Genomic DNA, 26,212 nt, shown 5'->3' on the forward strand with positions numbered 1-26,212 from the left:
GGACGGTTGGCGCAGCGCGCCCGAGCGAGCCGCCTCAGCGCGAACTCGTCTCCCGGACGATGCGAACCTCGGTACTCAACATGGACTCCGCGGATCCGTGAAACACACCGCGGGTGGGGGGAACATCCGCGTAATCCCGACCCACCGCTACCCGCACGTGTCGTTCATCACACTGGACATCGTTGGTCGGGTCGAAACCGATCCAACCCGGCCCGGCGAACCAGCCCTCGACCCACGCGTGGCTCTCTCCCGTCGTCACCCCCTCCCCGTCGCCGCGATCCGACCCCAGATATCCGGACACGTAGCGGGTCGGGACGCCCCAGCCCCGGAGGATGGAGGCCATCACGTGCGCGTAGTCCTGGCAGACCCCTTCGCGGGTCTCGAGAATCTGCTCGATCGGAGAATCGACGGCGGTCGCCCCGGGGATGTAGTCGAACGACTGGTGAAGCCGGGTTCGGAGCGCGAGCGCGCCGGCCAGCGGATCCTCCCCGGGTTCGAGGTCGCAACTGCTGATGAACTCGTCCAGGGCCGGAGAGGGACGGGCGAAGCGGCTCGGCTGCAGCATCAGTCGCAGTTCCGGTTCCGCGGTCGCGCGGCGTAGTTCCTCCCACGCGTCGGCCCCCAGACTCTCCGGCTTCTCCGGGATCGGACCCACCTCCACGATCGACCGCGCGAGGATCGAGAGCCTCCGATGCGGGGCGGGGCGATCAAAGAAGTGACCCCGGTTCCCCAGGTATCCGTCGAAGTCGAACACCGCGCCGGCGGGATCCGTCTGGATCGAGAAGCGGCTGACGATCTGGTGACGGTCCTGGAGGGGACACAGGTAGAGGGTCATCACGGATCCCCGGACGGGCCCGCTGTACACGAACTCGATCGCATGCTCGATCGCGTAGCGGGTGATCACGACGGCAACCCCGTGTCACCGGGTAATCTACGTAGGTCTCCATGAGGACCTCGTACAGTTCCCTGCTCCCTCCGGTCAGCGTCTCGAAGATCGAAACAGCCTCCGCCTCCGGCTCGTCCGTTGCCAGGTCCATCTCGAGGGAGGCCGCCATGCGGAGCACCAAACGGTGCGGCGCGGCGAGCGGGTGGCGCGCACCGATGGGGTCGATGCCGCGCAGCAGTCCGTCGATCCGATCCGTCGCGAATCGAAGGGAGCGCGCGACTTCCGAGCAGACGGGCTGTGTTCTCGGTCCGCTCCACGTACCGGCCCAGCCAGTAGAAGTTCGACGCCATGCGGGCTAGCATCGGGCGTTCGTCCCTCGCGACGCGCTACTCACGAAGAATCCAGAGGTCCTTGCAACCTCCGCCCTGGCTGGAGTTCACCACCAGGCTCCCCTTGCGCAGCGCGACGCGGCAAAGGCCGCCCGGCACCACATGCTGTCTGTCCCGGCCTTGCAGAACGAATGGCCGGAGGTCCACGTGGCGCGGCTCGAGGCGCCCGTCGACGAAACAGCCCGCGCGGGAGAGCGGCAGCACCGGCTGGGAGATGTAGTTGGTCGGGTTCTCTCGAAGCTGCGCGGCGAACTCCTCCCGCTCCGCCGCGGAGGCATGGGGACCCACGAGCATCCCGTACCCCCCCGACCCCCTTCACGACGAGTTCGGCCAGGTGCTCGAGCGTGTAGGCGAGGCCGTCCGTTTCCCGGCAGAGGTGCGTCTCCACGTTGGCCAGAATCGGCTCTTCGTCGAGGAAGTAGCGGATGATGCGGGGGACGTAGGCGTACAGTCCCTTGTCGTCCGCCACCCCCGTCCCCGGGGCGTTGGCGAGCACGAGGTTCCCGGCCCGGTAGGCGTGGAAGAGGCCGGCGGCCCCGAGCGCGGCGTCGTGCACGACCAGATCCCGACCCTCGACCAGGTCGACCCCCATCTCTCCGGCCAGGAAGGCGTGCTCGTAGTAGGCCGAGTTGTAGCGGCCCGGCGTCAGCACCGCCATCCGCGGCGTCCCGGAACCCAGGGCGAGCGAGGCGAGCGTCGAGTAGAGCCGCTCCGGATACTCCGCCACTTCCCGCACGCCGTACGCGCGGTACAGATACGGAAACGCCCACTTCATCGCCGTGCGGCAGGCAAGCATGTAAGAGACGCCGGACGGCACGCGCAGATTGTCCTCCAGAACCGCGAACGTGTCGCCGGCGCGCACGATGTCGGTCCCGCACACCGCGACGTAGGTGTCGTGCGGCACCTTCATTTGCCGCATCTCGAGCCGGTACGCGGGACAGCCCAGCACGAGGTCGGTCGGAACCACGCCGTTCCGAAGCGACTTTCCGTCGTGATAGATGTCGTGCAGGAAGAGGTTGAGGGCGGTGAGACGCTGTCCGCGACAAGGCCGTCCCGAGGCGGCGGGCCCGTTCCCGCGGCGTCCCGTCCTCGTGGAACAACTCGTCGTGGAACGACTCATCCAGATCGTAGTCGCGGAACGCCCCGGACCCCGCCGCGAGGTCGGGGTCCGGGGCGTCGTACCCGTGATCGATGAACTTTATCGACGACAAGGACCGATCTCCCCCCGGGCGTCAGTCCGCGTCGCGGAAGTCGTCCCCCATGTCCGGGTCCACCATGAGGATGAACTCGGGATAGGCGTCGATGCCGAGTTCCGCCGCGTCCTGGCCGATCTCCTCGACGCTCCGCGAGACCCGGACGCCCATGAACCTGTCCAGCACGGTCCAGAGCAGCCAAGCCGCCGAAAAAGCGAAGGCGCCGACGCTCAGAACGCCGATCAGCTGCGTGACGAAGTCGCCGCCGGCCGCGATACAGGTGGCCAGCGTGCCCCAGATCCCGGCGAAGAGGTGCGCGGGAACCGCGCCGACGACGTCGTCGATCCTGCGCCGCTCCAGCACCCTCAGTCCCACCATGCAGACTACGGAGCCGACGGCGCCGATGAGAAGGGCCCACAGCGAGTTGTCGATGTTCGGCCCCGCGGTGATCGCGACCATCCCCGAGATGGCCCCGTTGAGCGTGGCGAACAGATCGACCCGCCCGAGGATGGGCCGCGAGAGGCAGAGCGCGGTGACGACGCCGGCCGCGGCCGCGAGGTTCGTGTTCACGAGGATGTTGCTCATGGCGACCGCATCGAAGACGCCGGCAAGGGCCAGCTGGGAGCCGCCGTTGAAGCCGAACCACCCCATCCACAGGATGAAGATGCCCAGCGTAACCGCCGGGATGTTCGACGGAGGCGTCGACTTCACGGATCCGTCCTTGCGGAACTTACCCCACCGCGGCCCCACGACCAGCGCGCCGGCGAGAGCGGCCCAGCCTCCCGTCGAGTGCACGATCGTCGACCCGGCGAAATCGATGAAGCCCATCTCATGGAGCCAGCCCTCACCCCACGTCCAGGCACCGACGATGGGGTAGATGATCGCGGTGAGGAGGGCCGTGAAGACCAGGAAAGGCCACAGCTTGACGCGCTCGGCCAGCGCCCCGGAGACGATCGAGGCGGTCGTGGCGACGAACACCATCTGGAAGAACCAGTCCGACATCACGGAATAGCCGTTCTCGGCGACGGCCCCGGCCATACTCTCGTCACCCCCGAGGAGCGCGACTTCCTCGGCGGACGGGCCGTAGAAGAAGCTCAGAGAGCCGATCACGCTCCCGACGTCGACGTACATCAGGTTGTAGCCGATGATGTAGTAGGTGAGGCCCGCGACCGCGTACAGTCCGATGTTCTTCATGCAGATCATCGAAGCACTCTTGGACCGTACCGACCCGGCCTCGAGCATCGTGAAGCCGGCGCACATCCACATCACGAGCACGCCCCAGATCAGGAACGAGAACGTGTTGAGGACGAAGCCGATGTCGCCGGCGCCGTCCTGCGCGGCCAGAGCGGACGGTACCAGAAGGAAACTCGCGCCCGAAAGGAGCGCGGCGGTCGCTAGGTTCCGTCCCGCGGCGAATCGGCGGGCCCGGCGTGGCTGGTGCGTGCTCACAGGTGCTCCTTCCTCGACAGCTTGAAGTGCTGCCATGATCCCGTTGTGATGATGGAGCCGGAGTGCGTCCTGATGCGTTCTAGGTTGGGTGGCGAATCTGCATCGCGCAACGGGTTCTCGGCCCGTCGGTAGCCTCGCGACCGGAGCCCGTTATCTTCGGGTGGGACCGGGGTGAACCCGAATCTTCGACGCGAGGCATACCGCCATGAGGAAACGCTTCATCGGAGTGGCCGCCGGACTCGGGCTGGGGCTGGCGCTCTGCGTTGTCCAGGCTGCCATGGCCCAGGAGATCCGGGCCCGCGGCGGGTCCACGGTTACCCTTGGCGCCCGGATCCAGGCCCAGTACGAGGCGTCGAGCTCCGATGACACCCCATCGTCCTTTTTCATCCGGCGGGCGTGGGTGACGATGGACGGAAGGCTCAACGATCTCGTGTCGGCACGCGCCCAGTTCAATATCGATGGGGCGTCGGTGCTCGAGGCCTATCTCGAACTCACCCCGAGCGACGCCCTGCAGGTGCAACTCGGCCAGTTCAAGAAGGGTATGTCGTACTTCTGGCTGGTGCCCAACGCCTGGCTCCCCATCATCGAACGGGACGCGCGGGTCACCGGCGTGGACCACTGTCCCGGCGTCGGCAGCGTCTGTTCCTTCGGTGGCCTGACCGGGGCGCTGGGCCTCGACAACTACGAGCCGGGAATCCTCGCGCAGGGTCGCCTGGGGGAGCGTTTCGGGTACCGCTTCACACTCACCAACGGCGAGGGCATCGGGAACAAGGACGTGAACGACGGCAAGTCGGCGTCGGGGCAGCTGTCCGTTTTCCCGGCCGGAAACACGCGCGTGTCCGCCTACTTCGCCCTGGACGAGACGCTGAACATGCAGCGCGAGACGATGGGCGTGCCGGCCTACGGCGCGGAGGTGGAGGTGGGCACGTGGCTCGATGGCCCGCACCTGATCGCGAACGGCCTGCGGGGTCGCAACTGGAAGCTGAACGACGACGCGAAGTTCTCGGCCTTCCAGTTGATGGCCTTCTGGTACCTGCCCTTCGCACCGGAGTCCCGGTTCGCGGCGATCGAGCCGATGCTCCGCGTCAGCTGGGTCGATTCCGGGGCCGCGAACCCGGACAAGGTGACGGGAACCGTCGTCACCCCCGGCGTCATGGTCTACTTCGTGGGCCGGAACGGAATCTCCACGAACGTGGATTTCTACACTTCCGGCGAGCGTTCCGACTGGTCCCTGAAGGTCCAGGCGTTCGCTTTCTTCTGATCCCGCGGTCGGGCGGGCCCGAAAGGAGTGGCGGGCAGCGCCGGGCGTCCAGCCGGCGCCATCGGATTACGCGAAGCTGGCCTGGGCGTCTTCGACCGTGTCGAAGACCTTCGTCAGCCGGACGAAGCCGCTGACCTGCAGAACCTCGAGGATGTTCTCGGGCACCTGGCACAGGGCCAGTCCCCCGCCGGCCTGATTGGTCTTGCGGATGGCGATGAGCAGCGCCCGAAGCCCGGCGCTGGAGATGTAGCGGAGCCCTTCGCAATCCAGCACGAGGTTCGTAGCTCCCCCGTCGATGATGCTCGAGAGCTCACCGTCGAAGTCCTTGGCGTTGCTGGAGTCGACCCGGCCGCTGATCACCCCCACGGCGGTAGCCCCGGAATAGCTGGTCTCAATGTTCATCTGGCGGTTTCCTCCGGTGGTTCCTCTGATGATTCCTCGGTGTTGGCGGCAGCCAGCGGCTGCGTCAGGGTAAGGCAGTTGAAACCATCCACCCGCTCATACGCGAGCTTGTCAATAAAAGCTTTCGTCAAGTGAATGCCAAGCCCCCCGATCGGGCGGTCCTCGGCGTCAAGGCTCACATCGGGCTCCGCCGCATCCTCGAGAGGGTTGAAGGGTCGGCCGTTGTCCCGGATGACGACGTCAATCTCGGCATCGTCAACGTGGATGTCCACCGTGATGACCGGATCGTGCGTCACCTCCTCGAACCCGTACGAGATGACGTTGGTCAGCAGTTCGTCCATCGAGAGCTGGAACTTGAAGATGATGTCCTGCGAGAGCCCGCGTTCGAGACACACGCGTTCTATCTCGTCCGCCACCCGTCTGGGCTCGCCCGGGTCCCGCTTCACGGCGATCCGCAACCTTGTCCGCTCCTTACGTTCGCTGCCCGGTGTCCGGCTCCGACATATTGCGCCTCCGGTCCCGGTTTGTGGAGATTCACGCCTCGCGAATCGACACAGACGATGACGACTCGACTCGGTTCCAGACAAGACCGGCGCTCCCCAAACTGAGATTCGGATGCCGAAGATTCTGGTCGTAGACGACGAACCCGATCTGGAGCTGCTGCTGCGACAGAAATTCCGGCGCCGGATCCGCACGGGCGAGTACACGTTGATCTTCGCCCAGAACGGCGTCCAGGCGCTCGAGCAACTCGACCGGCATCCCGACGTGGACATGGTGCTCTCGGACATCAACATGCCCGAGATGGACGGCTTGACCCTCCTCGGCCAACTCGACCAACTCAACCTCGACATCCGGGCCGTCATCGTCACCGCCTATGGGGACATGAAGAACATTCGGACCGCGATGAACCGGGGCGCGTTCGATTTCGTGACGAAGCCCATCGATTTCGGGGATCTGGATACGACGATCCACAAGACACTCGATCACCTGCAGGTGATGAGGGACGCGCTCCGCTCCCGGGACGAGCTGGTGGCCCTGCGTCAGGAACTCGGGGTCGCGGCGCGAATGCAGGAGACGATTCTTCCGACCGCCTTCCCCACAGACCCCCGTTTCGAGTTGCACGCCTGGATGACTCCCGCCCGCGAGGTCGGGGGCGACTTCTACGATTTCTTCCGGCTGCAAGATGATCGGACCGGGATCGTGATTGCGGACGTTTCCGGCAAGGGCGTCCCTGCCGCCTTGTTCATGATGGTGAGCCGGACGTTGCTGAAAGGGACCGCGATCGGGGAGAGCGACCCGGCGAAGTGTCTCGGCGAGGTCAACGACCTGCTCGTCAAGGAGAATGAAGAGTCGATGTTCGTGACCGCGTTCTACGCGCAGTTCAACCCCGCCTCCGGCCGGGTCGATTTCTCGAACGCCGGCCACAACCTTCCCTTCATCGTCAAGCCGTCGGGAGAGGTCGCGCAGATCGAGTGCGAACCGGGGCTCGTCCTGGGAATCATGCCGACCTTCGACTACCCGAGCGGGTCCGTGCAGCTGGACCCGGGCGACACCTTCTTCTTCTATACGGACGGCATCTCGGAAGCGATGGACGAGGAGGGCAACGAGCTGGGTGAGAAGGAACTCGCAGAGGTCCTCGCGGAATGCGGCGGACTGACCGCGTCGGACGTCAACCGCCACGTGGTGCAGACGACCCAGGCCCACGCGGGCGAGGCGCCCCAGTCCGACGACATCACCTGTCTCGCGCTCCGGTACCTGGGGGACACCTCCTGATGAGCGGCCGGCGCCTCGCCCTGCGCGTCGCCGTCGCGGCGGCGGGCGCCATTCTGCCCGTCGGCGGCGGGGCCGCGCAGGAGGGCGGGGACGGCGTGTTCCCCGATTCCATCGTCTTCGGCCAGTCGGCCGCGCTGAACGGTCCCGCCGGAGAGCTGGGCCGCAACATGAACCTCGGCGTCCTGGCCGCGTTCGAGGAAGCGAACCGCGAGGGCGGCGTGCATGGCCGGGGCCTTCGGCTCGTCGTCCGCGACGACGGCTACGAACCCGAAGCCGCCGTCGCCAATACGCGGGAACTCATCGAGCACGGCGTATTCGGCCTCATCGGCGCCGTGGGTACCCCGACCTCCAATGCGGCGGAGCCCGTCGCGAGCGAGGCGGCCGTCCCCTACATCGGCGCGTTCACGGGCGCCGGGCTCTTGCGGCGCGAGGACCAGAACTACGTCGTCAACCTGCGCGCGTCCTACGACCAGGAAACCAGGGAGATGGTGGACCGGATCGTCGGAGATCTGGGATTCCGGCGGATCGCGGTCTTCTACCAGGACGACAACTACGGGCTGGCGGGGCTGGCGGGGGCTCGGAAAGCGATGGAGGCGCGCCGCATGGAACTCGTCGGCGAGGCCGCGTACCCGCGCAACACGCTGGCCGTGAAACGCGGACTCCTCGACATCCGGGCCGGCGACCCGGAGGCCGTCATCATCATCGGGGCCTACGCGCCAGTCGCGCACTTCATCAAGTGGGCCCGGAAGATCGGTCTCGACGCGGTGTTCGTGAACATCTCCTTCGTCGGCAGCAACGCCCTGCTCAACGAACTCGGCCGACAGGGAGACGGTGTCGTCGTGACGCAGGTCGTACCCTTCCCCCGCGACACCAGCGTCCCGGCCGTGGCCCGGTACCAAGCCGCGCTGCGCGCGGTCGATCCATCGGCTCAACCGGGGTTCGTGTCGCTCGAGGGCTACCTGGCCGGACGTCTCGTCGTCGAGACGCTAGCATCCGGGGACCCCGAGGCCCGGCCCACGCGGCAGTCGTTCCTTCGCACCCTGATGGAATCCGGTCCTCTCGACCTCGGCGGTTTCGTGGTCGAGTACGCGGAGGGAGACAACCAGGGCTCGGATCTCGTGTTCCTGACCGTGATTCGGGGGGGCGAGTTCGTCCCTGTGAGCCGGCTCTCCCGCTGACGACCCGGCGCGCCTCGTGAACCCCGGCGACGACCGCATCTACCACGCCTTCGAGTGGATCCTGGCCCGGCTGCCGGGCGGACTCGGCAACCGGGCACGGAAGGCGACCGGCGGTCGCTTCGGCATAGGGAGCCAGATCGTCGTCGGCCTGGGCGGCGGCGTGCTCCTCACGATCAGCGCCATCCTCCTCTCCTTGCTGCTGATGGGCCTCGTGCAGCGCGGGCAGAGCGAGGTCACGGAAGAGCAGATTCCGGCACTCGTCGCAGGCCACCAGGTGACCAAGCACAGCGAGGCGCTCGTGCGGGCGTCGCCGCAGCTCCTGGCCGCCGCCGATCCGGCGGCGCTGGAGGAGGTCAGGGCGGGCGTGCTGCTGGAACAGGACAGCCTCCAGCTCTGGGTCCGGCAGGTCGCCGGCGGGGCGGACATGGACGAGGGAGTCGAGGACCTCGCCGAGGACCTGGTCGCGAGCATCAACGAGATCTTCGAGTCGGTCGGCAACCGGATGACCTACCAGGCCCAGCTCGGGGAGATGCAGGCCACGGTCGCAGCGACCGGTCTCCGTCTGCAGCCGGTGCTCGAGGAGGCGATCGACGACCAGTACTTCTTCATCCATACGGGGCTCCGTGAGCTGGCCGACGTCCCGGCACCGGTCTCGCGCCGCCAGGCGCTCGATGAGTTCGAGCACTATTCCGGCCTTCTCAGCTTCAAGGCGTCGGAGAACCAGGCGACCACCCTGATCCAGCAGGCGTTCACGGAGACCGATGCGGCGCAGCTGCTCGCCGACCGCGAACGTGTGGAGACGGCCGTCCGTGACTTACAGGAGGCGCTGCCGCAGATCCGGCCCCCGCTGAGAGAGGCGCTGGCCGAAGAGGTGAACGTCCTGGGCGAGCTGTACGGAGGCGATGCCGGCATCTTCGAGACCCGACGCCGGGAGCTGGAGGAGATCGGCCGCGCGGAGGAACTACTCGAGCGCAACCGGCAGACGACCGCGGTGCTCGACGTCGGGGTCGCGGCGCTCATGGAGCGCGTCCAGATGTCCGCCCGGGAGGCGGCGAATCGCTCCCAGTTCCTCGTGCGCCTGGGGTTCTGGTTCCTGCTCGGCGTGATCCTGCTGACCGTCGGCGCGGCTCGCGTCGCCTGGAAGACGTTCGGCCGACCCCTCATCGTCAGGTTGAGCAGCCTGTTCGAAACCACCCGGCGCATGTCCGAGGGCGACCTCGAGGCGAAGGTGCGGATCGAGGGCAACGACGAGGTGGGCGACATGGCGGGGGCGCTGGAAGTCTTCCGCCAGCACGCCCTCGAGGTGCAGCGGCTCAATCTGGTGGAGAAGCTCGCCAAGGAAGTCCAGGCCAAGAACGATGCCCTCGAGGAGACGCTCGAACGGCTCCGTCGTACGCAGCAGCAGGTCGTCATGCAGGAAAAGCTCGCGTCGCTGGGGGCGCTCACGGCGGGGATCGCACACGAGATCCGCAATCCGCTCAACTTCGTGAACAACTTCGCCGTCCTCTCGCGGGAGCTGATCGAGGAGCTGAAGGAGGAGGTGGCCGAGCCGGCGGGCGAGAACGGTGAACTGGACCGGGAGCTGGTGGACGAGATCCTCTCCGACCTCGACATGAACGTGAGCAAGGTGCGGGAGCACGGCGGCCGGGCCGACCGCATCGTCGAGGGCATGCTGGCCCACTCGCGCGACGAGGCGGGGCAGGCGGTGTCCATCGACGTCAACCAGGTCGTCGACGAGTACGCGAAGCTCGCCTACCACGGACTCCGCGGCACCGATTCCGCCTTCAACGTCACCCTTGAGCGGGAATTCGACGAGAACGCGGGCAAGATCACGGGGATTTCGCGCGACCTGAGCCGCGTCTTCCTGAACATCGTGACCAACGCGTGTCACGCCACGGCGGCCCGACGAGCGGAAGCCGACGCTTCCTATTCGCCCACGGTTCTGCTCAAGACGGAGGACCGCGGGGAACATGTGATCGTGACGATACGAGACAACGGTACCGGGATCCCCGATTCCATCATCCGGAAGATCTTCGAACCTTTCTTCACGACGAAGTCCGGCACGCAGGGGACGGGCCTCGGACTGTCGATCTCCCGCGATATCGTCGTCGGACATGGCGGCGACCTCGAAGTCGAGAGCGAGGCGGGAGAATTCACCGAGTTCCGGATCAGACTGCCCCGGGAAAGCAACATCGCCGAGGTGACGGCGACTTCCTGACCCCCCCGGGGGCCAACCGATGGAGAGATTATGAGGACCACTTGGAAATGCAGGGGCTCCCTCTTCGCCGCAGCCATCCTCCTGCTGGCGGGACCGGGGTTCGCCCTGCACGCGCAGGACGGCGAGCGTCCCGAAACGACGCCTCGCGGCGCCGACGAAGGCGACGGACCCTACGACCGTCTGATCCTGCGAGGGGTCACGATAATCGACGGTACCGGAGCCCCGCCTCAGGGGCCGGTCGACATCGTCATCGAGGGCGACCGCATCACGTCCGTCCAGTCGGTCGGATTCCCCGGACTGGACATCAATGAGGACCGCCGCCCGGACCTCGAGACCGAGGACAACCCGGAGGGGAGCGTGCACGAGATCGATCTCTCGGGTCATTACGTCATGCCGGGGTTCATCGACATGCACGCCCACACGGGCGGGATGCCGAAGGCGCCGCAGCCCGAATACGTCTACAAGCTCTGGATGGGACACGGGATCACGACCTCCCGGGGCGTCGGCCACGGGCCCATGATGTGGGCGCTCGAGGAGAAGGCGAAGGCCGCCCGCAACGAGATCGTCGCGCCGCGCATGTACACGTACGTGCGGCCCGGGGAGGCATGGGACCAGGGATCCGTGGACTCGCCGGAGAAGGCGCGGGAGTGGGTGCGCTGGGCCGCGGCGCAGGAGGTCGAGGGGCAGAAGGTCGATGGACTCAAGCTGGGTTCCTACGACCCGCCGATCATGGAGGCGCTCATCGACGAGGCGCACCAGCACGGGCTCGGCACCGTGGCGCACCTCGGCCAGATGGGGGTGGGCCGCATGACCGCGCTCGACGCGGCCGAGATCGGCCTCGACATGATGACCCACTACTACGGGCTGTTCGAGTCGATGCTGTCCGACTACAGCGTTCAGGACTGGCCGCTCGACTACAACTACCAGAACGAGCAGCACCGCTTCGGCAACGTGGCCCGCCTCTGGGACCAGGTCGACGGCCCCGGCTCCGATAGCTGGAACGCACTACAGGAGCGGTTCCTCGAACTCGGCTTCGGGCTCGACCCCACGATGACGATCTACGAGGCGAGCCGGGACGTGATGCGGGCGCGTAACGCGGACTGGCACGAGGAGTACACGCTCCCCAGCCAGATGGACTTCTACCAGCCCAGCCGGGCCGCGCACGGGTCGTACTGGTTCTACTGGACCTCGGAGGACGAGGTCGCGTGGCGGAACTTCTACAAGGTGTGGATGCAGTTCCTGAACGAATACAAGAACCGCGGCGGCCGGGTCACGACGGGCTCGGACTCGGGCTTCATCTACAAGCTCTACGGCTTCGACTACATCCGGGAGTTCGAGCTGCTCCGCGAGGCGGGATTCCACCCGGTCGAGGTCATTCGCTCGGCGACGCTGCACGGCGCGCAGGAACTGAGCGACCCGACGGGACTCGCCCCCGACTTCGGGATGATCCGTCCCGGCCTCAAGGCGGACTTCGTCGTCGTCGAGGAGAATCCGCTTCAGAACCTCAAGGTGCTCTACGGAACCGGCGCGGTGAAGCTCAACGACGAGACCGGCGAGATGGAGCGGGTCGGCGGCATCAAGTATACGATCAAGGACGGGATCGTGTACGACGCGAAGCAGCTGCTGGCCGACGTGCGCGAGATGGTGCGCGCGGCCAGGGCCGAACTCGCCACGCAGGACGACAGTTAGCGGCCCGCCGGGTGGAGGGTTCTGGAATGAAGTTCAGGCACGGGATCGGGTTCCTGTTCCTCGCGCTCGCGGCGTGCCGTTCCGCCGCGGGCGACGGCGAGGTGCGGACGGTCCAGCCCGGCGCCCCCGGCGAGGCCTCCCGCGTCCTCACCGTGGAGGAAGCGGCTTCGCTCCAGCACGTCTCGCACACCCCGGCGGACGTGCGCTTCATGCAGGGGATGATCCCCCATCACGCGCAGGCGCTGGAGATGACCGCCCTCATCCCGGAGCGCACCGGGCACGAGGGGCTGCGGCTCCTCGGACGCCGCATCGAGATCTCGCAGCGCGACGAGATCGCCTGGATGACGCGCTGGCTCGAACGGAGGGGGGAGACGGCCCCCATGATGGGCGCCGGACACGCGCACGGGCTCGGCGAGGGCGACCTCATGCCGGGCATGCTCTCGCACGAGGAGATGGTCGCGCTCGCCGCCGCACGCGGCTCCGGGTTCGACCGGCTCTTCCTGGAAGGAATGATCAAGCATCATGCGGGCGCGCTGACCATGGTGGCCGAGCTGTTCGCGAGCCCGGGCGGCGGGCAGGAGACCGAGATTCACCGGTTCGCGTCGGATGTGGACGCGGACCAGGACATGGAGATCCTGCGCATGCAGGAGCTGTTGACCAGGATCCCCTGAACCATCCCCTGAGAATCCGAGGGAGGTAGAAGATGTCACGCAGAGAGATGATGTTCGCGCGGCGGCGGATCGGTCTGGCGGCCGTGCTGCCGGCCCTGGCGTTTGGCTTGCTGGCGGGCGTGGAGGCCCTCGCGGCACAGGACCCGCCGCCTCCGCCGCCGGAGGCCGTCTGGGAATGGGATCCGGACGATCCCCGCATCGGGCTCGCGCCCGGCCTGCACGATGCCGGCATGGCGATCGGCAATCTGGAGCGGTTGATCAGCCTCCCGAAGCCCGACCCGTTCCTTACCGACGAGGCGGGCGGGCGTGGACCGACGAACTCCGACCTCGCGTTCCAGGGGGATTTCGTCTTCCAGGGCAGCTACTGGGGCTTCCAGGTGTTCGACGCCTCGGACCCCGCTCAGCCGGAACTCGTCGTCGCGGTCGTCTGTCCCGGCGGGCAGGGTGACGTGAGCGTGCACGAGAACCTCCTCTTCATGTCGGTCCAGCAGGCGTCGGCCCGGCTCGACTGCGGCACGGAAGGGATCCAGGACAGCGTGAGCACCACCCGCCTGCGCGGGATCCGGATCTTCGACATCTCCGACGCCCGGAATCCCCGCCAGGTGAAGACCGTGCAGACCTGTCGCGGCTCGCACACCCACACGCTGGTCACCGATCCGAGCGATGATTCGCACGTCTACATCTACGTGTCGGGCACCGGCGGAGTGCGCTCTTCCAGCGAACTTCCGGGCTGCTCGGGGCTGCCGGTGGAGGAGGACGAGAACACGTCGCTCTTCCGGATCGAAATCATCGAAGTGCCGATGGACGCGCCGGAAGATGCCGAGGTCGTGAACATGCCGCGCATCTTCACCGACTCCGAGACGGGTGACATCGCCGGCCTGTGGGTGGGCGGCGACCACGGAGAGGGAACCCAGCGTACGCGGCTCACGAACCAGTGCCACGACATCACGGTGCGGTCGGACCTGGGACTCGCGGCCGGCGCCTGCGCGGGCAACGGGATCCTGCTCGACATCTCCGACCCGGAGAATCCGGTGCGCATCGACCAGGTGGTCGATCCGAACTTCGCCTACTGGCACTCGGCGACCTTCAACAACGACGGCACCGCGATCGTCTTCACGGACGAATGGGGCGGCGGCGGGGCCCCCCGCTGCCGCGGCTCCGACCCGGAGACGTGGGGCGCCAACGCGATCTTCACGATCCGCGACCGCAAGATGGAGCTGGCGGGTTACTACAAGCTGCCGGTGCCGCAGACGGAGCAGGAGAACTGCGTCGCCCACAACGGCTCCATGATTCCGGTGCCGGGCCGGGACATCATGGTTCAGGGCTGGTACCAGGGGGGCCTCTCGATCTTCGACTTCACCGATCCGGAGAATCCGTTCGAGATCGCCTACTTCGACCGCGGTCCGCTCGACGCGGTGGAGATGCTGAGCGGCGGCTACTGGTCGGCCTACTGGCACAACGGATCGATCTACGGCGCGGAGATCGCGCGCGGCGTGGACGTGTTCCAGCTGGCTGCGAGCGAGCACCTCTCGCAGGCCGAGATCGACGCCGCCATGTCGGTCATGGTCGGCGACTCCAACGTGCAGAACCAGGAACGCTACGACTGGCCGGCCAGCTTCGCCGTCGCGCGCTCCTACCTGATCCAGATGCAGCGCGGCAACGGCATCCAGACCGAGCGCGGAGAGCGCGTCGCGGCGCTGCTCGACGCGGCCGAAGGCCAGTCGGGCGCGGAACGCAGCGCCACGCTCGATGAACTGGATGTGGTGGCCGCCGAACTCGATGGGGACGCGCGCCGTGCGGCGAACGCCGCCGGGCCGGGAGACGCCCGGCGCCTGGCGCTCCTCGCCGACGCGATCCGCGACCTGACGGCCTCGGTGCGCTGAACGGGGCGGTCTTTCGCCGCCGAGGGGGTCTCTGGCTCCTGTGGGTGCTGGCGAGCGTGGTGGGCCTCGTCACGGCCGGCCCCCTCGGCGTGGGCGTGCTGGGGCTGCTCGTCGGAGACGGCAGCGGATTCGGAGCCGTGTACGGGGCGACAACGGGCTTACGGGTCGTCATCGCCATCGCGAGGCAGCCGCCCACGGCTCCGGCAGCCCGACGGCGCAGACCGGGGCGGAGGGAACCCAGGCGTGTGCGAAGCCGTATCATGGCTGAACCGCCGGGCCAGGACGCCAGCCGCCACCGCCTCGACGCAAGCACCAGGACGAGCCAGGAATGAAGCACGACGCCACGACCGATGCGACCTCTCCAGCCGGCGGACTGACCCAGGGCATCGTCCCTGGAGGCACCTTTCTCGCGGACTTCCTCTACCCGGCTCCGGCGGAGCGTCGGGTCGGGGCAATCATCCGCTGGTGGGAGAAGCGCCGCCTCCCGTACAACCTCGTCGTCGGCGTCACCGGACTGGTGACGATGACCTTCGGCGTGCTGGTCACGGTCGTGGTGGACACACTTCAGCCGATCGACATGTTTCGCGGGGCCATTTGGTGGGCCGTGATGGCGAACCTGTGCTATTCGCTGGGTCCCGTGGCCGAGATCGCGCTCGAGAAGATGTTCGGCGGTCGCCTCCTCCCCGCCGGTCCTCTCCTCTTCCGGGCCGGCGTGACCCTCGCCGTCGGCGTCACCCTGCTTCCCATCCTCCTGCTCATCATCGGAACCGTCGCGACCCTTCTTGGAGCCTAAGCAGTGATCGAGGAAAGAACGCTGACCGAACCCACGCTGCCCGGCGCCGGACTGACCCGGGGCATCGTTCCCGGAGGCACCTTCCTGGCAGATTTCCTGTATCCGGCGCCGGCGGAGCGCCGGATCGGGGCGATCATCGGCTGGTGGGAGAGGCGCCGCCTCCCCTACAACCTGATCATCGGCGGAACCGGACTCGTGACCGGGACCGTCGTCTCCCTGATGATGGCGTTGAACGGGGAATCCGAGCCCCTCATGTGGTTCCGGGCCGGCGTATTCTGGCTGATCTCGGCCAACGTGTGCTATACGCTGGGTCCCGTTGCCGAGATGTCACTCCAGAAGCTCTTCGGACGCAGACTCCTCCCCGCCGGCCCTCTACTCTTCCGGGCCGGCCTGACGGCCGCCGTCGGTGTCACGCTGGCGCCCATTGTCTTCGTCACGATCGCGTACATTGCGATGGCTCTCGGCATCGGCCCCTGACGCGGGAACGTTCTCCGGTCAGTCGACGCCGATGGAATGGGGGCCGATGTCCGCGAGAGACGGCGTACCGACGGCGCCCATCGTGATGCGTAGTTCCTCGATCAGGATCTCGAGTACCCGCTCCACGCCCGCTTGGCCGAAGGCGCCGAGCCCCCACAGGTAGGGACGCCCGATCGCGACCGCGGTAGCGCCGCGGGCGATGCCCTTGAAGATGTCCGTCCCGCGCCGGAAGCCCCCGTCGACGATGATGGGGACCTCTCCCGCGACCGCCTCCACGACCTCCGGGAGCGCGTCGATCGTCGCGCGCCCGCTCCCCTCCGCGCGTCCGCCGTGGTTCGAGACCCAGATCCCGTCCACGCCGTGTTCGAGCGCGAGTTCCGCGTCCTCGCGCGTGACGAGGCCCTTCACGACGATCCGCTGGTCGGTGATGTCGCGCAGACGGTGCACGTAGTCCCACGTCATCGTCGGCCCCCCGCTGTCCGGCGGACCCTGGGGCAGCCCCTCGTACATCGGCTTCACGGGATCCGCCCGCCCTCCGCTCCGGTGGCAGCTGTCGCAGTTGCGATCGTCGGTCCGCCCGTATCGCTGGAGGGTGAGGCGGTTGCTCCCTCCCAGGAGATCGACGGTGAGCACGATCACGGGGCAGCCGGCCTCGCGGACCCGTTCGATGAGGTCGGCGGTGGCGTCCCAGTAGCGCGGCGCGTAGAGCTGATACCACACCGGCTCTCCCCTCGCCTCGTTCACCGCCTCCACGCCCGTCGAACTGACGGATGAGAGCGTCTGCAGGTGGTTGCGGGCCGCCGCGGCCCGAGCGGTGGCCAGTTCGCCATCACGGTGGAAGGCGCCCTGGCTCCCCGCCGGCGCGATCATGAGCGGCGTCGGCCACTCCCGGCCGAAGATCGAGACGCGCATGTCGATGTTCGAGACGTCGACCAGGCGCCGGGCGCGGAGGTAGAGCCGCTCCAGCGAGGCCCGGTTGTTCGCCTGCGTCCCCTCCCCGTCGACGCCCGTCTTGATATAGCCCCAGTGCGCCGTGGGCACCGTCTCCGCGGCCACCTTCTCGAGGTCGAACACATCGAGCGCCTCCTGCGCCGACGCGACGAGGTCGTCAAGCGACCGGGACGGCGCCTCCTGCGCGAGCGCGCGACCGATGAGGCTCAGGTCACCGCAGCCACCCAGCGCCCCCAGGAGAGGGCTCGCCGCCAGCCAGCGAAGGAGATCGCGGCGGTGAACGGCTCTCGATTCCAGGCTCGATTCCAGTGTGTCGTGCATGCCGGCGCTCCTCGCGAAGGGTCCCATCTCAGGGTGTCCGCCGCGACGGCTCGCGTCAACGCACGGATGTCCGGCGGCCGACCCGCCGGGCAACGCGGAAAGTCGATAAGATGTCCATCCAGACGCCCGCTTTGGTCACCGGCGTTCGGAGCGCCGTCACGCATTCGACACACATTCGACGCACACTTGCGAGGAGAGGAAACACCCGACGTGAGTCACGACATCGAAGCGATCCAGGAGAAGATCCGCGAGGAGAGCGCCTTCGTCGAACGGCTGGTCGACGAGGTGGGGCGCGTCATCGTGGGGCAGCGATACATGGTCGAGCGGCTGATGGTCGGCCTCCTCGCCGACGGTCATGTGCTCATGGAAGGCGTGCCCGGCCTGGCGAAGACCCTCACCGTGCGCACGCTCGCGCAGGCGATCGACACCGGCTTCCAGAGGATCCAGTTCACGCCGGATCTCCTGCCCGCCGATCTCATCGGGACGCTGATCTTCGACCCCAGGCAGAGCGAGTTCCAGACCCGGAAGGGACCGATCTTCTCGAACATCATCCTCGCCGACGAGATCAACCGCTCTCCGGCCAAGGTGCAGTCGGCGCTGCTTGAGGCGATGCAGGAACGCACGGTGACGATCGGGGATGAGACCTTCCCCCTCGACGACCCGTTCCTCGTGCTCGCGACACAGAACCCGATCGAGCAGGAGGGGACCTATCCGCTCCCGGAGGCCCAGGTGGACCGCTTCATGCTCAAGCTCTCCGTCGGCTATCCGGACAAGGACGAAGAACTCGAGATCATGCGGCGCATGGCCGTCGGCTCCGCGCCCGAGACACGGCCGGTCGTCTCGCCGGAAGAGATCCTCCGGGCGCGCGGCGCCGTCGACCTCATCTACATGGACCATCAGGTCGAGCGGTATATCGTGGAACTCGTCTTCGCCTCACGCGCGCCGGCCGAGCACGGACTCGAGGATCTGGCGGACCTCATCGCCTACGGGGCCTCGCCCCGGGCCAGCATCTGCCTCGCACGGACGGCCCGGGCGCACGCCTTCCTGCGGCACCGCGGCTACGTGACGCCCGAGGATGTGCGCTCGGTCGCCCTCGATGTCCTGCGCCACCGCGTCCTCATCACGTACGAGGCGGAGGCCGAGGAGGTCACGAGCGAGGACGTCGTGAACCGCATCCTCGACAGCGTCGAGGTCCCCTAGGGGGCCGCGGGTCTCTGAGGGCAGAGCGAGGGCGAGGGTGAGCGACGGATGATTCCGAGGGAGATCCTCAGGAAGGTGCGCCGGATCGAGATCACGACCCGGGGGCTCGTGGACCAGGTGTTCTCGGGCGAATACCACTCCGTGTTCAAGGGACGCGGGATCAACTTCGCCGAGGTCCGCGAGTACGACTACGGCGACGACATCCGCACCATCGACTGGAATGTCACCGCGCGCACGGGGACCCCGCACGTCAAGATCTTCGAGGAAGAGCGCGAACTGACGGTCATGCTGCTCGTCGACGTGAGCGCCTCGGGGAACTTCGGCACGCGGGAGCGCATGAAGGGAGACCTCGCCGTGGAGGTGTGCTCACTGCTCGCCTTCAGCGCGATCAAGAACAACGACAAGGTGGGGCTCATCATCTTCAGCGACCGCGTGGAGAAGTTCGTTCCGCCCCGCAAGGGCCGGCGACACGTGCTGCGCGTGCTGCGGGAGATGCTCTACCACAAGCCGGAAGGGCGGACGACGGATCTCGCCGCGGCACTCGAGTACCTGTCGCGCATCATCCGGCGGCGGGCCGTCGTCTTCGTCGTGTCCGACTTCGTGTCGAAGCCGTTCGAGAAGGCCCTCGGCGTGGCCGGCCGCCGGCACGACGTGATCGCGCTCCGTGTTCGGGACCGGCGCGAGGCGGAGCTTCCCCCCATCGGCCTCATGGAACTCGAGGACGCGGAGACCGGCGAGCGGCTCATCGTCGACACCTCGGACCGGGAGTTCCGCGCGGCGCTCGCGACGCGGGGGACCGAGGAACTCGCCGGCCAGAACCGGACCTTCCGGCGCGGCAAGGTGGATGTCGTGGACCTGAGCCCCGGGCGCCCGTACCTGCGGCCGCTGATGAGGTTCTTCGAGGAACGGGGGCGGCGGTCATGACGCGCGGGTCGGCTCCTCGCGCGTGGCGGACCGCGGTCGTGGGGGCCGGGCTGGCCCTCTCGGGCCTCGCGGCGGCGGTCGAGGACGGGCGCGGGCAGACGCCGCGGGTCACGATCGAGGCGGACACGACGGAGATCCACGTCGGCGACCCGCTCGCGCTGCGGCTGTCGGTGGAGCACCCGGCCGACCTGACCGTGCGCTGGCCGGATTCCCTGCCGCTTGGGCCGTTCGAGGCGCTGGGGCTGGAGGTGGGCGAGGCGGCGCCGGCGGCGGAGGGAGCCGGTGTGCGCACACCGGCAGTCCTCCGCGTGACCGCGTTCGAACTCGGCGAACTCGAGGTTCCATCGTTCGACATCGAACTCTCGGACGGCGCGGAGCGGAGCGTGACCGTCTCCACCGATCCGGTCGTGATCGGCGTGACGACGGTCGGACTCGACGAGGGCGAGGACATCCGCGACGTGAAGGGCCCGCGCGCGATCGCCCTCGACTGGCTCCTCCTGTGGCCGTGGATACTCCTCACCCTGGCGCTCGCCGGCCTCGGCTACTGGTGGTTCCGCCGCCGGCGGGCCGGGCCCGACGTCGACCGGGCCGTGCCCCCCGAGCCCGAGCGTCCGCCGCACGAGATCGCCCTCGAGGCGCTGGACCTGCTCGCGGCGTCCCCCCTCCTGGAGCGGGGTGAAATCAAGCAGTACCACATCGCGATGTCCCGGATCATCCGCGCCTACCTGGAGGGACGGTACCGAATCCGGGCACTCGAGATGATCACGCCGGACGTGATCTCGAGCCTGGGACGCGCCGGCGTCGATCCCGCGACGCGGACCGACTTCCAGCGCTTCCTCGAGGCATGTGATCTGGTGAAATTCGCCAGGCAGCGGCCGGACGCCGGCACCTGCCGCCGCACGCTCGCGGACGCGCGGGAACTGGTGGAGCGGACGAAGTTCGTGCCGGCCCCCGTCGCCGAGCCCGGGCCGGCGGAGGCGGCGGTCCCATGATCTACCGCTTCGAGGACCCCGCCCTTCTTCTGCTCCTGCTCCTCGTCCCGGCGCTCGCGTACCGTCATCTCGCGAAGGGCGGCCGGAAGGCGGGGGCGCTGCGCTTCCCCGATCTCGCGCTCCTGCGCCGCGCGGGGGCCGAGCGCACCGGCCGGGCGCGGCATGCGCCGCTGGCGCTGCGACTTCTCGCCCTCGCGGCGCTCATCGTCGCTTTCGCCCGCCCGCAGTCCGCCTCCACGGTCGAGAACGTGTCGACGGAGGGGATCGACATCGTCATGGTCCTCGACATCTCCAGTTCGATGCTCGCGCAGGATCTGACGCCCGACCGGCTGGAAGCCGCCAAGGAAGTGGCGGCGGAGTTCGTGGCCCGGCGCCGCAACGATCGCATCGGGCTCGTCGTGTTCGCCGGGCAGGCGTTCACCCAGGCCCCGCTCACGATCGACCACCCCGCCGTCTCCTCGGTGATGGCCGAACTCGAGGTGGGGATGGTCGAGGACGGGACCGCGATCGGCCTCGGGCTCGCGACCGCCCTCAAGCGGCTGGAGTCGAGCGAGGCGGAGTCGCGCATCATCGTCCTCCTCACGGACGGCCGGAACAACCGCGGCGAGATCGACCCGGCCACCGCCGCCCACATGGCCCGGGCGCTGGGGGTGAGGGTCTACACGATCGGGGCCGGCTCGCGGGGGACGGCGCCCGTCCCCATCGACGACCCCGTATTCGGGCGGCGTCTCGTCTCGATCCCCGTGGACGTGGACGAGCCCACGCTGACGGAGGTCGCCGAGGTCACCGGCGGGCGTTACTTCCGCGCCACGGACCGCGAGAGCCTCGAGCGGATCTACGAGGAGATCGACGCGCTCGAGACGACCGAGATCGACGTCGAGAGCTTCACGAGCTACGGCGAACTGTTCCTCTTCCCGCTCGCCGCCGGCCTCGGCCTGTTGCTGCTCGAGATCGGGCTCGCGCAGACCGTCCTCAGAAGATTGCCGTAGACAGGAGGTAGTGTAGGTCGTGTTCCGGTTCGGTTTCGTGACGGCTCTCGTGGCGCTGGCGCTCATCCCGCTGGTGGTAGCGCTGCTGTGGCGGGGGGCGACCCTGCGGCGCCGGGCCCTCGCGCGTTTCGGAGACCTGGAGCTGGTGCGGCAGCTGAGCCGGACCGTGAACCCGCGCGCCCGCTTCTGGAAGGCGGTGCTCGTGCTTGCGGCGGTGGGGTTCGCAGTCGTGGCCATGGCGCGGCCGCAGTTCGGCTCGCGCGTGGAGACCGTGCGCCGCGAGGGCATGGACATCGTGGTGGCGCTCGATCTGTCCACCTCGATGCTGGCGGAGGACATCGCCCCCAACCGCCTGCAGCGCTCCAAGCTCGAGATCCAGCGCCTCATCGAGCGGCTGGACGGGGACCGCATCGGCCTCATCGCCTTCGCCGGACAGGCGTTCGTCCAGAGTCCGCTCACGTCGGACTACGGGGCGGCGCGTCTCTTCCTCAACGCGATGGACACGGACCTCGTGCCGATACAGGGGACCGACCTCGGGGCCGCGCTCGAACTCGCGCTCGACGCCTTCTCCAACGCGCCGGTCGAGGAGCGGCTCATCATCGTGGTCACGGACGGCGAGGACCACGAGGGAGGGATCGATGCCGCGGTGGATCGGGCCCTCGACGCCGGGGTCATCATCCACACGGTGGGTGTGGGTTCGACGGACGGCGTGCCGATCCCCGAGTTCGACGCGGCCGGGCGGCCGAGCGGGTTCAAGCGGGACGAGACCGGAGCCGTGATCACCACCCGACTCGACGAGGCCACGCTGCGGCAGATCGCGGCGCGGACGGGCGGGCGGTTGTTCCGCAGTACCCCCGAAGCGAGCGAACTCACGGCCCTCATCGAGGAGGTGGCGTCGCTCGGCGGGCGGGAGATCGACGCCCGCGAGGTCACGCAGTTCGAGGAACAGTTTCAGATCTTCCTGGGCGCCGCGATTCTCCTATTGTTCCTGGAGAGTCTGTGGACGGATCGGAAGAAGACGGTACGAGCCTGGAGAGGGAGGTTTTCGTGAACACGAAGCGGGCGGCCCTGGCGGCCTTCGCCGCCTTCGTGACGTTGGGGGTCGCGGGGACGGACGAACTCCGCGGCCAGGCGGGGCGCGGCGAGACGCGCGAGGGGAACCGCCTCTACGAGGAGGGACGGTTCGCGGAGGCACACGAGAAGTATCTCGAGGCGCTGCTCGAGGCGCCGGACTCCCCCATCATCCGGTTCAACGACGGGAACGCGCTCTACCAGGGCGAGAACTACGAGTCCGCGCTCGAGTCCTTCCGTACCGCCGTGGAGAGCGGGGACCCGCAACTCGCCGCGGCCGCGTGGTACAACCTCGGGAACACGCTCTACCGGCAGGGCACCCTGCCCGAGAGCCTCGAAGCGTTCAAGCAGGCGCTGCGCGCGGACCCGGCGGACATCGACGCCAAGCACAACCTCGAGCGCGTACTCGAACAGATGCAGCAGCAGCAGCAGCAGCAGCAGCAGCAACAGCAGCAGCAGGGGGACGGCGAGAACGAGGGACAGCCGCCGCCGGAGGGGGGAGAGCAGAACCAGGACCAGCAGCAGGAGCAGGACCAACCCGAACAGGATCCGGGGGACCAGCAGGACCCCGAACAGAACCCGGACCAGAACCCGGACGACACCGAGTCTCCGCCCCAGGGACCTCCCCCACCCGGTGAGATGACGAGGGAAGAGGCGGAGCGTCTGCTGGGCGCGATTCAGGAGGATCAGGACGAAGTGAATCGGAAGCCGCGAACCGCCGCGCGCGGGACGAGGCCGCGCAGGGACTGGTGATGAGGGTCCTTTCGTTCGCGCTCCGCCGCGCGCACGTCGCGCCGGCGTGGGTTCTGGCCTGCGCCCTGACCCCGTCCGTGCTGGCGGGACAGGACGTCACGGCATCGGCGCATCTCGACCGGGGGGAGGTCGGTGTCGGGCAGACCTTCACGCTCAACGTCGTGCTGGAGGGAGTGCAGCGGTTCGACCAGGATCCGGCGCTCCCCGACATGAGCGCCTTCGCCGCCTTCCTGGGCAGCGGGACGCAGACTTCGGTCCGGATCGTGAACGGACGGACGACGGTCTCGCTCACCGTGCAGTACCGCTTTCAGGCGACGGCGGAGGGGACGTTCGAGATCGGGCCCGTGGCGGTCGAGGCGAGCGGGCGGACGCTGACCACGGAGCCGCTCAGCCTGCGGGTGTCGTCGCCGCCGCCGCCGGGACCGGGCGCGGGGGGCGCACCTGCGCAACGGCCCGCCGACTCCGGGACGATCGGCCCGGACGACCTGTTCGTCGTCGCCGAGCCGAACAAGCGCCAGGTACGCGAGAACGAGCCCGTCATCGTCGAGTACCGGCTCTACACGCGGGTCAACGTGAGTTCGTACGGGGTGACGCGTCTTCCGCCGACGGCGGGGTTCTGGGTCGAGGAGTTCGAACTGCCGCAACAGCCGCGGGTCGAGCAGGTCGTGCGGGACGGCGAGGCGTACGCCACGGCGATCATCCGCAAGGTGGCGCTGTACCCGACGGGGCCCGGCACGAAGACGCTCGAGCCGCTCGCGATCGAGGCCCAGGTGCGCGTGCAGCGGCGGTCGCGGGACCGCCTCGACGACATCTTCGGGGGCTTCTTCGACCGGAGTTCCCTGTTCGGAGACGTCGTATCGACGGGAGCCGCTTCGCGCCCGATAGAGATCGAGGTGCTTCCGCTCCCGGCGGAGGGCCGGCCCGCCGGGTTCACCGGACTCGTGGGGGACCTCGCGGTCGAAAGTTCGGTCGACCGCGACAGCCTCGCCGCGAACGAGGCGGTCACGCTGCGCGTGGAGGTATCCGGTTCCGGCAACCTCAAGGCGCTGGCGCCGCCGGAACTCGCCTTTCCGCCCACGATCGAGGCCTTTCCGCCCGAGGTGACGGACCGCCTCGGCACCACGGACGCGGGCGTGTCGGGGACCCGCACGTGGGAATACGTGCTGATCCCGCGCGCGCCGGGGACGCTGACCCTTCCGGGCGTCGACCTGGGGTACTTCGACGCGGCGGCGGGCCGGTACGAAACGGCATCGGCGGACCCGGTCGAACTGCGGGTGACGGGCCGGGCGGCCGTGGACGCGCTGCCCGGGGCACGCGCGAGGGGCTCGGTCGAGGCGCTGCGCTCGGACATCCGCTTCATCCGGATCGACACGCCGCGCTTCCGCCGCCGGGGCGAGACGCTGTTCGACCAGGCATGGTTCTGGGTCGTCGCGCTGGCGCCGCTCGGCATGATCGCCGGCGCGGCCGGGGTGCGGCGCCGGCGCGACCGGCTCACCGGCGACCAGGCGTACGCGCGCGACCGCCGGGCGGCCCGCGTGGCGCGGAAGCGCCTGGCCCGGGCGGCCCGGCTCGCGGGCGGCGAAGATGCCCGGGCCTTCCACGCCGAGACGGCCCAGGCGCTCGAGGGCTACGCGGCCGACAAGCTCGACACCTCGGCCGCCGGCATCATCCGCGACGATCTGCGCCCTGCCCTGGCCGGCCGCGGCGCCCGGGATGCCACCGTCGACGAGTTCCTCGAGGTCCTGGAGGCCTGCGACCGGCAGCGCTTCGCCCCCGTGGGCGCGGAGGTCGATGAACGACGCGCTTTCCTCGCCCGCGCCGAGTCGGTGCTGTCGGCGCTCGCCCGGGAGATCGGTTGATGCCGCGCCGAACCACCGAACGCCCGCGTGCGGGCCGGCGCCCCCGGCCGCGCCGGCTACTGCTGGCGGCACTCCCGTTGGGGTTAGCGGCCACCGTTTTCGCGGCCAGCGCGTTCGCGACCGGCACCTCCGCGGCCGGGCTCGCCGGCCTCCAGGACGCTCCGGCCCTCTCGGGCGCGGCGGCGGCCGCCGACCGGTTCCAGGAGGGGAACCGGCTCTACCAGGCGGGGGACTACCAGGGCGCCCTCGACGCCTGGTTCGGGCTGTTCGAGGAGGGGCTGGACAGCGCCGACCTGCACTACAACATCGGCAACGCCTACTTCAAGCTCGGCGAGTTGGGCCGCGCGATCCTCTTCTACGAGCGGGCCCGGCTCGAGCTTCCGGGCGACGAGAACGTGCGCGCCAACCTGGAACTCGCGCGCTCCCTCACGGCCGACCGGATCACGCCCCTCCCCGGCTTCTGGGTGCCGCGCGTCGTGACCTGGGCCGTACGCCTCGTGCCTCGCGGCTGGCTGATCGCGATCGTCACGCTGGGCTACCTCGCCCTCGCCTCCGCCCTCCTCTATCGACTGCTCGCGAGGGAGCCGCGTCCGTGGACCCGGCGCGTCGCCGCGACGTCCGCCGCACTCACGCTCGTCTTCGGGGCGAATCTCCTCGTCCGCGAATCCGGTATCGGACGGGCCGAACGCGGCGTGATCCTCCGCACCGAGACCGCGGTCCAGAGCGCGCCCTCCGACGATCCGTCGCTGCAGCTGTTCACCATCCACGAGGGGGCCGTCGTCCGAATCGACCGGCGATCCGATGCCTGGCTCGAGATCGTGCTCGAGGACGGCAAGGTCGGGTGGGTGCGGGCCAGAGACCTCGAGACGATATAGCTGCACGTGCCGAGC

Annotated in this window: 23 protein-coding genes and 1 pseudogene; 17 read left to right on the top strand and 7 right to left on the bottom strand. The window is 68.5% G+C overall.

Annotated features, from left to right (window positions below; translation table 11 throughout):
* Window positions 1-34: 34 nt before the first annotated feature.
* The 4 genes and pseudogenes from ACOOHF_RS02670 to ACOOHF_RS02685 all read right to left on the bottom strand — a co-directional run bounded on the left by ACOOHF_RS02670 (window position 35) and on the right by ACOOHF_RS02685 (window position 3,917).
* The gene (locus ACOOHF_RS02670) at window positions 35-904 is read right to left on the bottom strand and encodes a transglutaminase family protein (RefSeq protein WP_420463268.1); all 870 of its coding nucleotides are present in this window, start codon (window positions 902-904) and stop codon (window positions 35-37) included.
* Complete coding sequence (locus ACOOHF_RS02675) at window positions 901-1,248, bottom strand: alpha-E domain-containing protein (protein ID WP_420463269.1); 348 nt, start codon at window positions 1,246-1,248, stop codon at window positions 901-903. Before ACOOHF_RS02675 ends, ACOOHF_RS02670 begins: the two co-directional genes overlap by 4 nt.
* Before the next feature lie 24 nt (window positions 1,249-1,272).
* Window positions 1,273-2,311 (bottom strand): annotated as a pseudogene (locus ACOOHF_RS02680) (circularly permuted type 2 ATP-grasp protein); the annotation flags it as partial.
* A gap of 196 nt (window positions 2,312-2,507) precedes the next feature.
* Window positions 2,508-3,917, bottom strand: a complete 1,410-nt coding sequence (locus ACOOHF_RS02685) for an ammonium transporter (protein WP_420463270.1) — start codon at window positions 3,915-3,917, stop codon at window positions 2,508-2,510.
* A 205-nt stretch (window positions 3,918-4,122) separates the two neighbouring features.
* On the opposite strand from ACOOHF_RS02685, the gene ACOOHF_RS02690 reads away from it, so the two are divergent.
* Window positions 4,123-5,178, top strand: coding sequence for a porin (locus tag ACOOHF_RS02690; protein ID WP_420463271.1), 1,056 nt, complete (start codon window positions 4,123-4,125; stop codon window positions 5,176-5,178).
* Window positions 5,179-5,244: 66 nt separating this feature from the next.
* Here the strand turns inward: ACOOHF_RS02690 and ACOOHF_RS02695 are convergent, their stop codons facing one another.
* Both ACOOHF_RS02695 and ACOOHF_RS02700 read right to left on the bottom strand, forming a co-directional pair.
* Window positions 5,245-5,580 (bottom strand): STAS domain-containing protein, encoded by a 336-nt coding sequence (locus ACOOHF_RS02695; RefSeq protein WP_420463272.1) that lies wholly within the window; start codon window positions 5,578-5,580, stop codon window positions 5,245-5,247.
* Window positions 5,577-6,038, bottom strand: a complete 462-nt coding sequence (locus tag ACOOHF_RS02700; protein ID WP_419940591.1) for an ATP-binding protein — start codon at window positions 6,036-6,038, stop codon at window positions 5,577-5,579. Before ACOOHF_RS02700 ends, ACOOHF_RS02695 begins: the two co-directional genes overlap by 4 nt.
* Before the next feature lie 157 nt (window positions 6,039-6,195).
* Between ACOOHF_RS02700 and ACOOHF_RS02705 the strand changes: the two genes are divergently transcribed.
* The 8 genes from ACOOHF_RS02705 to ACOOHF_RS02740 all read left to right on the top strand — a co-directional run bounded on the left by ACOOHF_RS02705 (window position 6,196) and on the right by ACOOHF_RS02740 (window position 16,262).
* Window positions 6,196-7,353, top strand: coding sequence for a PP2C family protein-serine/threonine phosphatase (locus ACOOHF_RS02705; RefSeq protein WP_420463273.1), 1,158 nt, complete (start codon window positions 6,196-6,198; stop codon window positions 7,351-7,353).
* Window positions 7,353-8,531 carry an ABC transporter substrate-binding protein gene (locus ACOOHF_RS02710; protein WP_420463274.1) on the top strand — a complete coding sequence of 393 codons (1,179 nt, stop codon included), beginning with the start codon at window positions 7,353-7,355 and terminating at the stop codon, window positions 8,529-8,531. The genes ACOOHF_RS02705 and ACOOHF_RS02710 overlap by 1 nt, the downstream gene beginning before the upstream one ends.
* A gap of 16 nt (window positions 8,532-8,547) precedes the next feature.
* Entirely contained in the window at window positions 8,548-10,749 is a 2,202-nt protein-coding gene (locus ACOOHF_RS02715) for a sensor histidine kinase (RefSeq protein ID WP_420463275.1), read from the top strand.
* A 30-nt stretch (window positions 10,750-10,779) separates the two neighbouring features.
* Window positions 10,780-12,438, top strand: a complete 1,659-nt coding sequence (locus ACOOHF_RS02720; protein WP_419936259.1) for an amidohydrolase family protein — start codon at window positions 10,780-10,782, stop codon at window positions 12,436-12,438.
* A gap of 26 nt (window positions 12,439-12,464) precedes the next feature.
* Window positions 12,465-13,109, top strand: a complete 645-nt coding sequence (locus tag ACOOHF_RS02725) for a DUF305 domain-containing protein (RefSeq protein ID WP_419936258.1) — start codon at window positions 12,465-12,467, stop codon at window positions 13,107-13,109.
* Between the two features lie 32 nt (window positions 13,110-13,141).
* Complete coding sequence (locus ACOOHF_RS02730) at window positions 13,142-14,992, top strand: LVIVD repeat-containing protein (protein ID WP_420463276.1); 1,851 nt, start codon at window positions 13,142-13,144, stop codon at window positions 14,990-14,992.
* A 328-nt stretch (window positions 14,993-15,320) separates the two neighbouring features.
* Complete coding sequence (locus tag ACOOHF_RS02735; protein ID WP_420463277.1) at window positions 15,321-15,785, top strand: hypothetical protein; 465 nt, start codon at window positions 15,321-15,323, stop codon at window positions 15,783-15,785.
* 3 nt (window positions 15,786-15,788) lie between these two features.
* The gene (locus tag ACOOHF_RS02740) at window positions 15,789-16,262 is read left to right on the top strand and encodes a hypothetical protein (RefSeq protein WP_420463278.1); all 474 of its coding nucleotides are present in this window, start codon (window positions 15,789-15,791) and stop codon (window positions 16,260-16,262) included.
* A gap of 18 nt (window positions 16,263-16,280) precedes the next feature.
* Here ACOOHF_RS02740 and ACOOHF_RS02745 read toward each other — a convergent pair whose 3' ends face one another.
* Window positions 16,281-17,534, bottom strand: coding sequence for an alpha-hydroxy acid oxidase (locus tag ACOOHF_RS02745; RefSeq protein ID WP_420463279.1), 1,254 nt, complete (start codon window positions 17,532-17,534; stop codon window positions 16,281-16,283).
* Between the two features lie 210 nt (window positions 17,535-17,744).
* Between ACOOHF_RS02745 and ACOOHF_RS02750 the strand changes: the two genes are divergently transcribed.
* The 8 genes from ACOOHF_RS02750 to ACOOHF_RS02785 are packed head-to-tail and all read left to right on the top strand — an operon-like array spanning window position 17,745 to window position 26,197.
* A complete protein-coding gene (locus ACOOHF_RS02750; protein WP_420463280.1) occupies window positions 17,745-18,734 on the top strand; it encodes an AAA family ATPase in 990 nt (329 codons plus the stop codon).
* Between the two features lie 48 nt (window positions 18,735-18,782).
* On the top strand, window positions 18,783-19,658 hold the full coding sequence (locus ACOOHF_RS02755) for a DUF58 domain-containing protein (protein ID WP_420463281.1): 876 nt from the start codon (window positions 18,783-18,785) through the stop codon (window positions 19,656-19,658).
* On the top strand, window positions 19,655-20,650 hold the full coding sequence (locus ACOOHF_RS02760) for a hypothetical protein (protein ID WP_420463282.1): 996 nt from the start codon (window positions 19,655-19,657) through the stop codon (window positions 20,648-20,650). The genes ACOOHF_RS02755 and ACOOHF_RS02760 overlap by 4 nt, the downstream gene beginning before the upstream one ends.
* Entirely contained in the window at window positions 20,647-21,639 is a 993-nt protein-coding gene (locus tag ACOOHF_RS02765; protein WP_420463283.1) for a vWA domain-containing protein, read from the top strand. Before ACOOHF_RS02760 ends, ACOOHF_RS02765 begins: the two co-directional genes overlap by 4 nt.
* A gap of 19 nt (window positions 21,640-21,658) precedes the next feature.
* Window positions 21,659-22,690 carry a vWA domain-containing protein gene (locus ACOOHF_RS02770; protein WP_420463284.1) on the top strand — a complete coding sequence of 344 codons (1,032 nt, stop codon included), beginning with the start codon at window positions 21,659-21,661 and terminating at the stop codon, window positions 22,688-22,690.
* Window positions 22,687-23,463, top strand: a complete 777-nt coding sequence (locus ACOOHF_RS02775) for a tetratricopeptide repeat protein (RefSeq protein ID WP_420463285.1) — start codon at window positions 22,687-22,689, stop codon at window positions 23,461-23,463. Before ACOOHF_RS02770 ends, ACOOHF_RS02775 begins: the two co-directional genes overlap by 4 nt.
* Window positions 23,463-25,322, top strand: coding sequence for a BatD family protein (locus ACOOHF_RS02780; protein ID WP_420463286.1), 1,860 nt, complete (start codon window positions 23,463-23,465; stop codon window positions 25,320-25,322). Before ACOOHF_RS02775 ends, ACOOHF_RS02780 begins: the two co-directional genes overlap by 1 nt.
* Window positions 25,322-26,197, top strand: a complete 876-nt coding sequence (locus ACOOHF_RS02785) for a tetratricopeptide repeat protein (protein ID WP_420463287.1) — start codon at window positions 25,322-25,324, stop codon at window positions 26,195-26,197. Before ACOOHF_RS02780 ends, ACOOHF_RS02785 begins: the two co-directional genes overlap by 1 nt.
* Window positions 26,198-26,212: the final 15 nt, after the last annotated feature.

Origin of the sequence: Candidatus Palauibacter sp., assembly GCF_965216145.1 — a bacterium.
Lineage (GTDB): Bacteria > Gemmatimonadota > Gemmatimonadetes > Palauibacterales > Palauibacteraceae > Palauibacter.